General features: G+C 34.1%; 10 protein-coding genes. 3 read left to right on the forward strand and 7 right to left on the reverse strand.

Going from position 1 to position 15,127, the window contains the following annotated elements; translation table 11 throughout:
- Positions 1-91: 91 nt before the first annotated feature.
- The 4 genes from susR to OM075_RS04985 form a co-directional block, all read right to left on the reverse strand.
- A complete protein-coding gene (gene susR / locus OM075_RS04970) occupies positions 92-1,702 on the reverse strand; it encodes a SusR family glycan utilization regulator (protein ID WP_301189376.1) in 1,611 nt (536 codons plus the stop codon).
- Positions 1,703-1,882: 180 nt separating this feature from the next.
- Positions 1,883-2,638, reverse strand: coding sequence for a succinate dehydrogenase/fumarate reductase iron-sulfur subunit (locus OM075_RS04975; RefSeq protein WP_301189377.1), 756 nt, complete (start codon positions 2,636-2,638; stop codon positions 1,883-1,885).
- A gap of 40 nt (positions 2,639-2,678) precedes the next feature.
- Positions 2,679-4,616, reverse strand: a complete 1,938-nt coding sequence (locus OM075_RS04980; protein ID WP_301189378.1) for a fumarate reductase/succinate dehydrogenase flavoprotein subunit — start codon at positions 4,614-4,616, stop codon at positions 2,679-2,681.
- Positions 4,617-4,634: 18 nt separating this feature from the next.
- Entirely contained in the window at positions 4,635-5,309 is a 675-nt protein-coding gene (locus OM075_RS04985) for a succinate dehydrogenase cytochrome b subunit (protein WP_301189379.1), read from the reverse strand.
- A 502-nt stretch (positions 5,310-5,811) separates the two neighbouring features.
- Here OM075_RS04985 and frr point away from each other — a divergent pair.
- Positions 5,812-6,375 (forward strand): ribosome recycling factor, encoded by a 564-nt coding sequence (gene frr, locus OM075_RS04990; RefSeq protein WP_301189380.1) that lies wholly within the window; start codon positions 5,812-5,814, stop codon positions 6,373-6,375.
- A 59-nt stretch (positions 6,376-6,434) separates the two neighbouring features.
- Here the strand turns inward: frr and OM075_RS04995 are convergent, their stop codons facing one another.
- The 3 genes from OM075_RS04995 to OM075_RS05005 form a co-directional block, all read right to left on the reverse strand.
- Positions 6,435-8,264: a hybrid sensor histidine kinase/response regulator gene (locus OM075_RS04995; protein ID WP_301189381.1), complete on the reverse strand. Its 1,830-nt coding sequence runs from the start codon at positions 8,262-8,264 to the stop codon at positions 6,435-6,437.
- A 180-nt stretch (positions 8,265-8,444) separates the two neighbouring features.
- Positions 8,445-9,347, reverse strand: coding sequence for a radical SAM/SPASM domain-containing protein (locus OM075_RS05000; protein ID WP_301189382.1), 903 nt, complete (start codon positions 9,345-9,347; stop codon positions 8,445-8,447).
- 118 nt (positions 9,348-9,465) lie between these two features.
- The gene (locus tag OM075_RS05005) at positions 9,466-10,482 is read right to left on the reverse strand and encodes an OmpA family protein (protein ID WP_301189383.1); all 1,017 of its coding nucleotides are present in this window, start codon (positions 10,480-10,482) and stop codon (positions 9,466-9,468) included.
- Between the two features lie 145 nt (positions 10,483-10,627).
- Here OM075_RS05005 and dxs point away from each other — a divergent pair, with 145 nt between their 5' ends.
- Together dxs and OM075_RS05015 are read left to right on the forward strand one after the other, a co-directional pair.
- Positions 10,628-12,535 (forward strand): 1-deoxy-D-xylulose-5-phosphate synthase, encoded by a 1,908-nt coding sequence (gene dxs, locus OM075_RS05010; RefSeq protein WP_301189384.1) that lies wholly within the window; start codon positions 10,628-10,630, stop codon positions 12,533-12,535.
- A gap of 9 nt (positions 12,536-12,544) precedes the next feature.
- Positions 12,545-14,959, forward strand: coding sequence for a TonB-dependent receptor plug domain-containing protein (locus OM075_RS05015; protein ID WP_301189385.1), 2,415 nt, complete (start codon positions 12,545-12,547; stop codon positions 14,957-14,959).
- The last annotated feature ends 168 nt before the right edge of the window (positions 14,960-15,127 follow it).

Below are 15,127 nucleotides of genomic sequence, written 5' to 3' on the forward strand. Positions count from 1 at the left end.
AAGAAAAGACAACACAAACCTGAAAACAGTTATATCTTGTGTTAAAATTGAAAGTAAATTTAGGCATGTTTAGAAAGTAACAGAGCCTGATTTAGATTGATTGAATTTGCATGATCTCATTTTCAAATTCTTCATTTGGAACAATAGATCTATTTTTAATTCGGGTTTTATAGGTATTAATCGTATTAACTGAATAATTTAAAATATGGGCAATTTTATCATTATCCGTAATACCCAATCGTATTAATGCAAAAATTCTTAAATCAGTATTAAGGGCATTTTCTTCTTTCACTGTAATTCGATATTCTTTTTCAAGCAGATTATTGAAGCCCTCTATAAAATTTGGAAATATCTTTAAAAAGGTAACATCAAACGATTTATACATGGCCTCTCGTTCCTTTTTTACATTTAGGTTTTTAACAACCTGGTTAATTTCACTGACTTTGTTTGATAACAATTTATTTTCGATGCTTTGCTTAAAAGCTTCGAGTTTGTCAACATATTCTGTAGTTACATTAAAAAAGTATCCTATATACTCTTCTTTAATTAAATTAACTTCACGGAGTTGATTATTGGTCGATTTCAATGCTTCATTGGAAGTATTGGCTTCATTACGAGCCTCAATAATTTTCTTAAACTGACGAATCATTACAAACAGAATAATTGCAATTACCAGAAACAGCAAGGTAATAAGAACAGCGTAACTTTTAATTTTCGATTTTTGTCCTTCCGCTAAATTAAGTTTTGCTGCCTCTATAATTGGTTGCATTTGTGAAATTTGAAACTTTCTCTGCAGAGCTCCATACTCATCAGCATCATTTAAGGCCAGTTTTAAATAGTTACTGGAACGTATTATATCTCCTTCCTCATACAAAATATAAGCTAATTTCATCAGAGCCACATGTTCCTTATTAGCCAACTTTATATCTTCAATTGCAGCATCAATTAACAAGCGAATAGATTCTTCCATTCTACCTTTCGTTTCCAGTACATATGCATAAGTACAAGCATCAATTGCCAACTGTCTGCCGGATAAAGAGTATTGACTAAATAAAGCTTCATAATTAGCCAGTGCAAATGTTAATTGATGACTTCTTAATTCTTTTAAACCGCTAAACGAATAATATTCAAGCGATCCTTTTTCTGAATTTTTAATAGCAGAATCGAGATATTGGTTTCCTAAACTCACATAATGTTCCACAAAGTAAGATTGTTGATAATAATCGGCCATATCATAATACAAGCGAGAACAGTTGTAATAATAATCCTGCTTGAGCTCTATGGACAATCCTCTAACGTTAATTGATTTTAATGAATCCTCCGCCTCATTAAAAATACCCGATGCTAACAAAGTTGCACTTATACGTATTTTTGAATAGGCAATTTTACCAGGATCTTTTAATTGATAAGATACATTCAACATATGAATTGCCGTGAGCATGGCGGAGTCATAATTAAATGTAAAATATTCCTTTTGTAAATTATGCAGTTGATTATAACTTTCCTGTAGACTTCTAGATTCATGATTCTGAAGTTCCGTATTTATCTGATTGATGCGCTGAATCTTTTGCTGTTCAAAATCTTGCTTATGCTGAATTACGCTATCCAAACGCTGATAGAATTTTTCGTAAGGATGATTTGAAAATGCATAAGATGACATGCAAAAAGCACATACCAGTAACTGAATAATAAACTTCTTCATAGAATTAAAGAACAGAATAGCTTCATTAGAATGATTCAGTTACAATAATAAAAAAATAATCGCACAAATGTGTAAAACACATAGTTAAAGGGTACAATTGCTTAAGAACATCATCAATAGGCACAAAAAAAGAGGTTGCCATAAGACAACCTCTCTATATTATTTAGAAAACTCTAATGCTTAGTCTGCTAACTTAGCTTTTAAGTATTCTCTGTTTAAACGAGCGATATTTGAAATAGAAACACCTTTTGGACATTCTACTTCACAAGCACCTGTGTTAGTACAGTTACCAAAACCTAACTCATCCATTTTGCTTACCATTGCTTTTGCTCTGCGGGCAGCCTCAACTTTACCTTGAGGTAAAAGTGCTAAGTGACTCACTTTTGCAGAAACAAATAACATTGCAGAACCATTTTTACATGTTGCAACACAAGCTCCACAACCAATACAAGAAGCAGCATCCATAGCTTCATCAGCATCTGGTTTTGGAATTGGAATAGCATTAGCATCAGGTACACCACCTGTACTTACTGATGTATAACCACCTGCAGCAATAATTTGATCGAAAGCACTACGGTTTACAATTAAATCTTTAATTACAGGGAAACCTGCAGATCTCCAAGGTTCAATTGTAATAGTCTCTCCATTTTTAAACTTACGCATGTGCAACTGACAAGTTGTTACATCATCATCAGGTCCATGAGGACGACCGTTGATATATAAAGAACACATACCACAAATACCTTCACGACAGTCGTGATCAAATGCTACTGGTTCTTTTCCTTCACCAATTAATTGCTCATTAAGAACGTCCATCATTTCAAGAAATGAACTTTCTGTAGAAACACCTTCTAGTTTGTATGTTTCAAAACGACCCTTGTCTTGTGGCCCGTTCTGACGCCAAACTTTAAGAGTCAAATTTATATTATTTTCCATTTTTCTCTGTTTAACTTATGAACATTAATGACCTACAAGATTATTTATAGTTACGTTGTGCAACTTTAACCACTTCAAATTTAAGGTCTTCTTTATGCATGATAGGTGCTTTATCTTCACCTTGATATTCCCAACATCCAGCGTAAGTAAACTTATCGTCCTGACGTTGTGCTTCTCCTTCTTCTGTTTGGTACTCTTCGCGGAAGTGACCACCACAAGACTCTTCACGGTGTAAAGCATCGCGAGCCATTAAGTCTCCGATAGTAATAAAGTCTGCTAAACGAGAAGCTTTTTCAAGCTCAACATTCATACCTTTATCAGATCCAGGTATCTTAACATTTGTCCAGAATTCTTTCTTAATAGCAGCGATTTTTTCGATTGCCTCTTCAAGACCTTTCTTGTTACGAGCCATACCAACAAAATCCCACATTACTAAACCTAATTCTTTGTGAATGCTGTCAACTGAACGATTTCCTTTGATATTTAACAATTTAGTAAACTTATCTTTAGCTGCTTTTTCAGCCTCAACAAATTCTTTTTCTTCACCAGTCATACGTGGTGTACGAATATCATCTGCAAGATAATTTTGAATTGTATAAGGAAGTACAAAATAACCATCAGCAAGTCCTTGCATTAATGCAGAAGCTCCAAGACGGTTAGCACCGTGATCAGAGAAGTTAGCCTCACCAGCTGCAAATAATCCAGGAACAGTTGTTTGTAATTCATAGTCAACCCAGATACCACCCATTGTGTAGTGAATAGCAGGATAGATCATCATTGGAGTTGCATATGGATTGTCATCAACAATCTTCTCATACATTTGAAATAAGTTTCCGTAACGAGCACGGATAGTATCTTCTCCCAAACGCTCAATCGCTGATTTAAAATCAAGATATACAGCTAAACCTGTAGATCCTACTCCATAACCTGCATCACATCTTTCTTTAGCTGCACGTGAAGCAACGTCACGAGGTACTAAGTTACCAAACGCAGGGTATCTTCTTTCTAAGTAGTAATCTCTATCTTCGTCTTTAATATCAGTTGGTTTCATCTTTCCTGCACGGATAGCCTCTGCATCTTCTTTCTTCTTAGGAACCCAGATACGACCATCGTTACGTAAAGATTCTGACATCAATGTTAATTTTGATTGGAATTCACCATGTACTGGAATACAAGTAGGGTGAATTTGTGCATAACATGGGTTTGCAAATAAAGCTCCTTTTTCAAACGCTTTAATAGCAGCAGAACCATTTGATCCCATTGCATTTGTTGAAAGGAAGAATGTATTTCCGTAACCGCCGGTAGCTAAAACAACTGCATGTCCAAAGTGACGAGAGAATTCTCCTGTTACTAAGTCACGAGCAATAACACCACGAGCTTTACCGTCAACCATTACAATATCAACAATCTCAGTACGAGTATGCATTTCAACTGTACCAGCATTTACCTGACGCATTAAAGCCTGGTAAGCACCAATTAATAACTGTTGACCGGTTTGTCCTTTTGCATAAAAAGTACGACTTACCTGTGCACCACCAAAAGAACGGTTATCTAATAAACCACCGTACTCACGAGCAAAAGGTACACCTTGAGCAACACATTGGTCGATAATATCGTTACTTACAGAAGCCAAACGGTAAACGTTAGCTTCACGAGCACGATAGTCACCGCCTTTTACTGTATCATAAAATAAACGATAGATTGAGTCTCCATCGTTAGGATAATTTTTAGCAGCGTTGATACCTCCCTGTGCAGCAATAGAGTGAGCACGACGTGGAGAATCTTGAATAGTAAAGTTTTTTACTTTGAAACCCATTTCACCAAAAGAAGCAGCAGCAGAAGCTCCAGCTAATCCTGTTCCAACTACAATAATATCAAGGTTTCTTTTATTTGCAGGGTTAACCAGTTTTTGACTGGCTTTATAATTTTCCCATTTCTGAGCCAATGGCCCTTCAGGTATCTTTGAATCTAACTTCATTTCTTAAAAATTAAAGGATTAAGATAAAAACATTGTAATCGCGATCACACAAAAACCAAGGCTTACAACCCAAGCGAAAATAGTTCCGATTACAGTCCAACGCTTACGCCAAATGCTATTACTAGCTCCTAACGTTTGGAATGCAGACCAAAATCCATGAGTAAGGTGAAGCGCTAAAGCTAAAGATCCGATGATGTAAAGAATAACTTTAACCGGATTTTGAAGCGTTTCTTTTACTAAACTATAAGTGTCGTGCATAGTTGCACCACCAATAGTTACTTCTTTAGCACCATGTGTAATTTGTAATGGTACAAAGTAGTCAAGAATATGAACAGCTAAGAATGCAATAACAACAATTCCTAAAACGAACATGTTCTTAGAAGCCCACATTACCTCTTTAGTACTGTTACCTGATGCATACTTGTTATGTCCACGTGCTTTGTTATTTTGTGCTGTTAACATTGCAGCATAAGCAATGTGCACAATAAAACCTAAAGCTAGAACCGGTTGAAGACCGTACTTTATAACTGGCAGCGCCATAAAATTAGCTGCGATGTTAAAAGTTTCTCCACCATCTGGAACTAATAACATTAAGTTAACTGAAAGATGGACTATCAAAAAGATAATCAAGAAAAGCCCCGATAAACTCATCACAAGCTTTCTTCCAATTGAGGAACAAAATAGATTACTCATAAAGTTAAATATTAAATCTCTAAATATATATTTTCAAAAATTTGAATTGCAAAGGTAGTTTGTTCATGGTGTTTTACAATGAGAATAAAGAAAAAAATCTTTATTTAAAATCCGTCTAAGAAAAGAATCCTACACCACTATGTATCAATAATATAAAGAATTCAAAAACCCGATATTTTAACGGAATAAACATGTATTTATTTATTTTAAAAATAAAGAGGATTGTTTTAGAGCAGCTTTTAACATTTAATAACTATTTAAAGAGGTATCCGGAGGTATACTATATATATTATAAAGATTGCTTTTTTACAGATAAACTTCGTTACAACAAGGGATACATATTATATAATGGAATAAATTCATCCTAATTTTTAAAACATCTAAAGGAAACATTAAACTGCATCATATGATACTACTTTCATAATATAGTAAAGTTTTATATTTTTGCATGTGAAAATATGTTACCTTAACATAAGTTAAATTGCATTGAAATTCGTTTGTTATGACAGAGGAAATAGAAATATTATTTGAAATGGCTCAAGAAAAGATGGATAAAACAATTAGCCATCTTGAACATGAATTGGTTAAAATCAGAGCCGGGAAAGCTAACCCAGGTATGCTTGATGGAATAATGGTTGATTATTATGGATCAATGACTCCTTTACAACAAGTTGCTAACGTTAACACTCCTGACCCTAGAACTATTGCTATCCAACCATGGGAAAAGGCAATGATTCAACCTATTGAAAAAGCCATAATGGCTGCTAACTTAGGTTTCAATCCTGAAAACAATGGTGAAATTGTAAGAATTAACGTTCCTCCTTTGACAGAAGAAAGACGTAAAGACCTTGTAAAACAAGCGAAAAAAGAAGCTGAAGATGCAAGAATAAGTATTCGTAACGTTAGAAGAGACAGTAACGAAGAACTAAAAAAGATGAAAAAAGACGGTCTTGCAGAAGATCTTGAAAAAGATGCTGAAGCTGAAGTTCAAAAACTAACAGATAAGTATTCTAAAATAGTTGATGAATACATCGCTAAAAAAGAGAAAGATATCTTAACTATATAAGAAGATAGATACCTAAAAAATACAGAAGAGAGGTTTACTAAAAAAAGTAACCTCTTTTTTTATTGCCCATTGGTACCTGGCACATGCTTATGTATTACCTTAAGCAAGTCGCCATAATTAATAGGTTTTGCAATATAATCATCACAACCAGCTAATCTAGACTTCTCCTTTTCTTCACTCATAGCATAGGCTGTTTGAGCAATCACTGGTACATTTTTATTTTTTAATTTGATTTCCCTCGTTGCTGAATACCCATCCATTTCAGGCATCTTTATATCCATCAATACCAAATCTATATTATCGATCCTATTAAATATATCAACAGCTTCCACACCATTCCTTGCCCATATTAAACTGGCATTTGAAATAGAAAGAGCCACTTCAAGATATCTGAAATTATCTTCCTCATCTTCTGCCACTAAAAATGTTTTACCTTCCCAGTTATATTTTGTAACAGGTATATCATCCTCAGGCTTCACTAAAACATTTGACACTTTATGATAGGGAATGGTAAAATAGAATGTACTTCCAACTTTTTCTTCTGACTCTACCCATATCCTTCCTCCCATCAACGAAACAACATCTTTGGCTATGGACAATCCAATACCAGTTCCGCCATATAGCATTTTTTGTTTATCATTTGAAAACTTTGAAAACCGCTCAAATACTTCCTGCTCTTTTCCTTTGGGTAAACCAATTCCTGTATCCTTAATATAGAATTGAAGCACTTCCTCATTTCTCAACTCATAACCAAACTCAACAAAGCCTCTGTCAGTAAACTTTATACCGTTTCCAACAAGATTTATAAGTACTTGACGCAGACGAAAAGCATCAGTAAGAATCATTGTTTTTTTATCAGAAATCCCCTCATTCAGATAGAGTTTAATATTTAACTGACCTCTGCGTTTAATATCATCCCAGAATGAATCATAAACCTCTTTTAAAATTTCGTGCAAACACACCGGACTGTTTTTTACCTGCAACTGGCCACTATCTATTTTTGAAATATCTATTATATCCTCAACCAGTGTCAATAAGTTTTTACCATTGATTCTGATTAGATTAACAAATTCTTCTTTTTCTGCACTACTGATTTCTTTATGCGACAGCAAATTACTAAAACCAAGAATAGCATTCATGGGTGTTCGAATTTCATGCGACATATTAGACAGAAAAGATGTTTTCAGCACATCTGATTCTTCTGCCTTTATCTTAGCTCGCATTAACTTTTCACGCTCCTTACTTAAAATATTCTTATATCTAAGTTCTTTTTCAAAACTAAATGTCATTCCGTTAATAAACGAAACTAACGGAAAAAGTGTAATAATATTTACAACCACAAAAAGAGCTGTTAAATTTAAATACGTTGCCATATTAAAATCAATCAGCAACTCATGTGTTATAAAAGTTGAATAATGTAGAATAAACGCAGCTCCCAACAAAACAATATTCAGCACAACAGAATATACACTGGATTTATAGCCCAATAAAATAGCGGACAAAATAGAATACGCAAGCAATAAAACCAAACCTAAAGACTCAGGCCCTTTAATGATAAACAAATAGCCTCCCAACAGATAAATACAGGTTAACACCCAGGATGCTCTTATTTTTAAAGGCAAAGTACGTACTATTGAAACAAAAAGGGTTGATATAAATATAACGGAGCTAAATATTGCAGAAATATATTTTTCGTCCTGCAAAAAAGATATTGTATAATATAAATAAGAAAGAAGACCTATTGAAATTAACGCTATGATAAAATAATGAAAGATTCGTTCTCTCCAATAAAGGAAACCATTCCCTGAAGGTAAGGATGTAGGACCTAACCTTCTCCTTACACATATATCAATCTTTCGGAGTGTTCGACTTCGTTCTTTCTTAATCATACATTAAAACAGGGATTTTGTATCCCTGCGGCTGTGAGGTTTATTCTAAAACCTAAAATTAGGATTTTCAACTTAAACTTCTTGATTTTTAATCAAAAAAATCATAAAATCTATCCAAAATTTATTAACAACCACGGTCAATTCTGTAATATGGATAAATAAAGTCTACTTTACTAACTCTTAGCCCCTACTTAACGGACAATTATTACACATTTCAAAACTATTTTGTTGCAACAAAATAGTTTTTCTAAATTCATTATATTGGGTATTATTCCAGATATGGTTCAATGATTCATTCTGAACGTTTCCCATTTTAAAATGAGCATCCTTATCAAAACAACATGGAACAACATCTCCATCCCAGGTTATAACAAACGATGACCAGTGCTTCCAACAGCTATTTTTTATCTTTCCTTTTAAGCCTATCGAGTTTAGATTATCCGTTCTGTATCTCGTTAAGTCCTCAGAATGAGGCAACAGATCTTTTTTATACTCAACATCAAATATTTGAGCTGTTTTCACATCGGCTATATCTGCGCCTAACTTATATGATTCTTTTTTAAAGGAATTGATTTGATGCTCATTAAAGCTGAAAGCCAACATTTGGGTACGAATGATCGGAAGATTCGAATTAAATTTTTGCTTTGCCGCAACAATATTTTTAATGCCATCCAACACTTTATTTAAGTCACCACCAACCCTGTATTTTTCATAAACATCCTGAGTAATGCCATCCAGTGAAATAAATATTTCATCCAAACCTGATTCCACAATCTTTTCCGCAATAAATGGAGTTATATATTGTGCATTTGTAGAAGTTGAAACAACAAGACCTTTCTGTTTTGCATAAGCTATCAGAGAAAATAACTTTATATGCATTAATGGCTCTCCCTGAAAATAAAGATTCACCAGAAATGTACGTTTTGAAATTTGATCTATTATTTTCTGATATAATTCAGGATTGATGCTTCCTTTATTTCTTTTAATAAGTTTTAATCCGGTAGGACATTCCGGACAGGACAGGTTACATATATTCAATGGTTCAATACTTACCGCCATAGGAAACCCTTTATAGCGCATCATTTTTTTACTGAACCTGCTAATGAAATACGAAAAGTGTAAACAAAATAAATTCAGGAGCTTATTAAAACTACAAGCTCCTAAATAAATTTTTGTATATAATATAAATACCTTTAAACGCTTAATTGGTTTCGAGTATGTTGAAAATCTGATCAAGATTAGGAGATAAAATAATTTCTGTTCTTCTGTTTTTCTTTCTTGCTTCCGGAGTTTTTCCATTTTGAATTGGAACATACTCACTTCGTCCGGCTGCGGTTATTCTTGAAGGCTCAATATTACCTCCTTTTAATAAAATTCTGGTAACAGATGTTGCCCTTTTAACACTCAGGTCCCAATTATCGAGCAAAACTGTACTTTTATAAGGCACATCATCTGTATGTCCCTCTACCAATACATTAATATCTTTCTTTTGTTCTAAAACTCCAGCAATTTTATTTAATGCTGACACTCCGGCCGCGCTCACCTGATAACTACCTGAACTAAACAATAACTTCTCTTCCATGGAAACATAAACTTTTCCATTTTTAATATGTACGGCCAATTCATCATCGTTAAATCCGGTTAATGCATCTGCAACCGTAGTTCTTAAAGCATTCATTAAAGAATCTTTTTCCGCCAAAGCTCCTTCCAACTCATAAAGACGCTTATTTCTTTGCTCCAACTCCTGCTCCATTGCCATCAAATTACTTTTGGCCTGGTCAAGTCCGGATTTCTTTAACTCCAACTCTCTTTCTGCAGCAATTAAATCATCTTCTCTCTTTTGAAGTTCCTCATGCAAAGTCTGCAAGTGCTTTAACAAATCTCCTGAGGATTTATCCTGATTGTTTTTTAACATCTCATCAAGATAACTATTATATTGTCCGGAAAGTTCCTTATTTCTATTTTGTAAGGACCACACTTTTCTTGCTAACCTTACCGTATCTTTTTCCAATTTATCAACCGCACTTTTAAGTCGCTCTAATTCTGAAGACAATTCATTATTTTTTACTTCGAGCTCCTCATTATTCTGCTTCAGACTTCTTAATTCACTCTTATTGGAATCATATCTATCTTCCAATTCCTGAAACTGCTTTAATGGTACGCATGAAAACAAACCAAATACAAGTGCTAAAAAAATTAATATTTTAAAATTACTCATGATTAATACTTGAATTAAAATGTGTTGATTACTTTAATAAGCCCAAAGATGCTGATATTTTTTAACTATAAAAACTCTGATTAGGTTTGTTTCGCGCTAATATATTATATTTGCACCCAACAAATTTTCACCCGAGGTAAAAAGAATGGAACACAAAGGGAACAGCTTTCTTCAAAAGGTTAATACTCCTGACGACTTAAAAAAAATTGACGAAAAAGACCTACCTATATTATGTCAGGAACTTAGGGACTTTATCATCGATGCTGTTTCGTGTAATCCAGCACACTTTGGAGCTAGTCTGGGTGTAATTGAACTTACTGTTGCACTCCACTATGTATTTAATACTCCATACGACAAATTAATTTGGGATGTAGGTCATCAGGCATACGGTCATAAGATATTAACCGGAAGAAAAGATCGTTTTCATACCAATAGAAAATACAAAGGAATTAGTGGTTTCCCTAATATTTTTGAAAGCGAATATGATGCTTTTGGAGTTGGACACTCTTCTACTTCTATTTCTGCAGCGTTAGGTATTGCTATGGCAGCCAAGCTCAATAAAGAGTTTGACAGGCAAACCGTAGCCATTATTGGAGATGGAAGTATGACTGCCGGACAAGCGTTCGAAGGTCTTAATAATTTGAGTAGTTCCAAGGCTAATATGCTTATCATACTTAATGATAACAACATGGCCATTGATCCTAATGTGGGAGGTTTAAGCGAATATCTTGTGGACATTTCCACATCGCATACCTATAATAAAATAAGAAACGAACTGATTAAAGGACTTGAAAAACTAAAAATAACAGGTCCAAACGCAAAAGATAAAATCACGGCTATTAACAATAGCATTAAATCATTACTTACTAAGCAAACCAATATATTTGAAGGATTAAACATCAGATATTTTGGTCCTGTGGATGGACATGATATCAACCACCTGATAAAAGTTCTTAATGATTTAAAGATTATTCCTGGGCCAAAAGTTTTACACTGCATTACAAAAAAAGGAAAAGGTTTTAAGTATGCAGAAGAAAACCAAACAGCCTGGCATGCTACCGGAACTAAATTTGACAAGGTAACCGGAGAAAAATTAGAAGTTCCTACTTCAAAACCAAAACCTCCTAAATATCAGGAAGTTTTTGGAAACACCATTGTGGAACTCGCTGAAAAAAATGATAAGATAGTCGGGATTACTCCAGCTATGCCTACTGGTTGCTCATTAAACATTATGATGGAAAAGATGCCCGACAGAGCATTTGACGTTGGTATTGCAGAGCAACATGCGGTAACCTTTTCTGCAGGAATGGCAATTTCCGGTCTTGTTCCTTTCTGTAACATCTACTCATCATTTATGCAACGAGCTTATGATCAGGTTATACATGATGTGGCAATTCAGAAATTAAACGTGGTATTCTGTCTCGACAGAGGTGGTCTTGTAGGAGCAGACGGAGCTACCCATCATGGCGTTTATGATCTTGCATTTTTCAGACTTATTCCTAATTTAATTATTGCCAGCCCAAGAAATGAACATCTGCTTAGGAACTTAATGTTTACTGCTCAACTTCCAAACCAGGGACCATTTGTGATCCGATACCCCAGAGGAATTGGAACTACAACAGAATGGCAAAACCCAATGCAACAAATAGAAATAGGAAAAGGAGAGTTAATATTAGATGGTGAAGATATTGCTATCTTAACTCTAGGTCCTGTATGCAACAAGGCATTACAAGTTTGTCAAAAACTTAAGGATGAAAATATTTATGCGGCACTATACGATTTGCGATTCTGCAAACCCATTGATGAAGATTTATTACATCAGGTTTTTAGTAAACACAAAAAAGTGATTACAATAGAAGATGGAACAATTATTGGAGGAATTGGAAGTGCTGTAACTGAATTTATGGTAGAAAATAATTATAATGCTACCATTAAAAAATTAGGAGTCCCTGACAAATTTATTGATCATGGAACTCAAACAGAACTACAGCATGAATGCGGCTTTGATAAAGAAGGTATTTACGAGGCTGCAAAGAGCTTAATTTCTGAGTAAATACTTATAATGAAACAACTTAATACGCTATTAATACTTTTATTATTCTGCCTGGCCCCTTTTTTATCCTTAAAATCACAAAGCATAAGCATTTATGATCAGGAAACGCTTCTTCCTGTTTCGAATGTGATTATATTTGATGAAGCTGAGCAAATCTCCACATCTACAAATAATAGTGGAATAGCTGATGTTTCTTTGTTTCCGGAGGAAGCTAACCTATGGTTAAAACATCCAGCTTACAATCTTCTATTGCTTGCAGCAAAGGACATAAAGCAAATGAAGTTTTATTTAACTCCAAAAATATTTACGCTCGATGAGTTTATCGTATCGGCAAACAGAGTTGAAGAAAACAAAAAAGAAATTCCATATTTTTTACAAACTGTAGCACCCAAAACCATCCAATACAAAAATTCAAATACCGCAGCTGACATCTTAACATCAACAGGTTATGTTAGTATTCAAAAAAGCCAGGGCGGCGGAGGAAGCCCAAACTTAAGAGGATTTGAAGCAAACCGTATACTTTTAGTATTAGATGGTGTTAGAATGAATAATGCCATTTACAGAAGCGGGCACCTGCAAAACAGCATTACAATTGATCCAAATATTTTAACCAACACAGAAATACTTTTCGGACCTTCGTCCGTAATGTACGGAAGTGATGCACTTGGTGGCGTCATCAGCTATATCACAAAAGATCCTGTTTTTTCTACCGACAAAAAACCACTTATTAATGGTGGGGCATTTGTTCAAAACCAAACAGCCACAAATAGTAAAAAATCAAGTTTACACCTTAATATCGGAGGAAAGAAAACAGCATCATTCTCCAGCGTTTCCTATAGCGATTATGGAAATATAATTATGGGTAAAAACAGGCGAAAAAATATTTCGCCATATGATTGGGGCAAAATGTACCACTATAGCAAAAGAATTGATGGCGTTGATTATATGATTGACAACAAAAATCCGAACAAACAGCTATTTACAGGATATCGACAATACGACTTTATTCAAAAATTTAGTTTTCAACTTAATTCCAACCACCATATTGTTTTAAACGGGCAATACTCCACATCTTCAGATATCAGCCGATTTGATCAGCTTAACGATTACAAAGGTGATTATTTAAAATTTAGCGAATATTACTATGGTCCACAAGAAAGATTATTTTTAGCAGCAAATAGCTATTACAATAAAGAAACACACTTTTATAATTCCATACACACAACCATTGCCTATCAAAACACTGAAGAATCAAGACACAGCAGAAAGTTTAATTCAAATGAAAAACTTAATCAAATTGAGTTAGTTGATGCATTTAGCATTAATATAGACCTGGCAAAGAACCTTAATAAAGAAGGTCGCATAAACTATGGCCTTGAATATTTATATAACAATGTTAATTCAACAGCCTTTTACAATAACCTGGAATCAGATAATAAAGAAGTAGCGCCAACCAGGTATCCTAATGGAGGCACTGATGTACATACCTATGCAGTTTACATCAGCTATCAATCTAAAATTAATGCTTTATTACAATTAAATGCAGGTTTAAGATTAGGCCATTACCACTACATGTCAAAATTTAAAGCTGATAAATACTTTGAACCCATCATCACACAACTTGATAACAAAAACACAGCTCCTTCCGGTAGTTTTGGCCTTATTTTAACTCCAACAGATCAATGGAAAATTAATGGCGTATTCACAACTGGTTATAGAGTTCCAAACGTTGATGACTATGGTAAGATCAGAGCTAAGAATGATGATATAAGTTTACCAAATCCAAATCTAAAACCCGAGTTTGCATACAACATTGAACTATCAGCATCAAAATCTTTTTGTAATGAACTGGCTTTAATAAACTTCTCTGTTTATCAAACCTGGCTAAAAGATGCCATTGTTAGAACATACAACACTCCATATTCACAAGAAACCCTTTTATATGATGGTGACATTTATACTATAGTTACAAATTCAAATGCTCAAAAGGCATCTATTAAAGGAATTTCTGCGGGTATCAATTTGTCTCCATTCGCAAATACTTCTTTTCATGCTACTATTAATTATACCGAGGGTGAAGTTACTTCAACAAAAGAACCTTTAGGTCACATAACTCCTGTGTTTGGCAAAATTTCAGGATCGTATAAAGCTAAGTGGTACAAAACCGAATTATATTTATATTACCAGGGCAAAAAGGATTTAAAAGATGTTTCACCTTATGGTGAAGATAATGAAGAGGAGGGTACTATAAATGGATTTCCTTCATGGACTACATTAAACTGGGCCAACCAATTACAAATTAGTAAAAACATACATATCCAGCTTTCTGTAGAAAACATATTCGATATTCACTATAAAACATTCGCCTCAGGAATCAGCTCTGCAGGAAGGAATTACATCATTTCACTAAGTGGAAAATTCTAAAAACACATATTAACAGACCCGATATTTTCAAATTACCTTTTTAACAAACCCTTGTTTTTTCTGCACATATTTGTTAAAAATTCGCCCTTTTGTTAACAGCTCCTTTCTATGTTAATTTAATGTTAACTTTACATTTCTCCTACATTACCAAAAGACCTCTTTTCCATA

Origin of the sequence: Plebeiibacterium sediminum (genome assembly GCF_026013605.1) — a bacterium.
Lineage (GTDB): Bacteria > Bacteroidota > Bacteroidia > Bacteroidales > Marinilabiliaceae > Saccharicrinis > Saccharicrinis sediminus.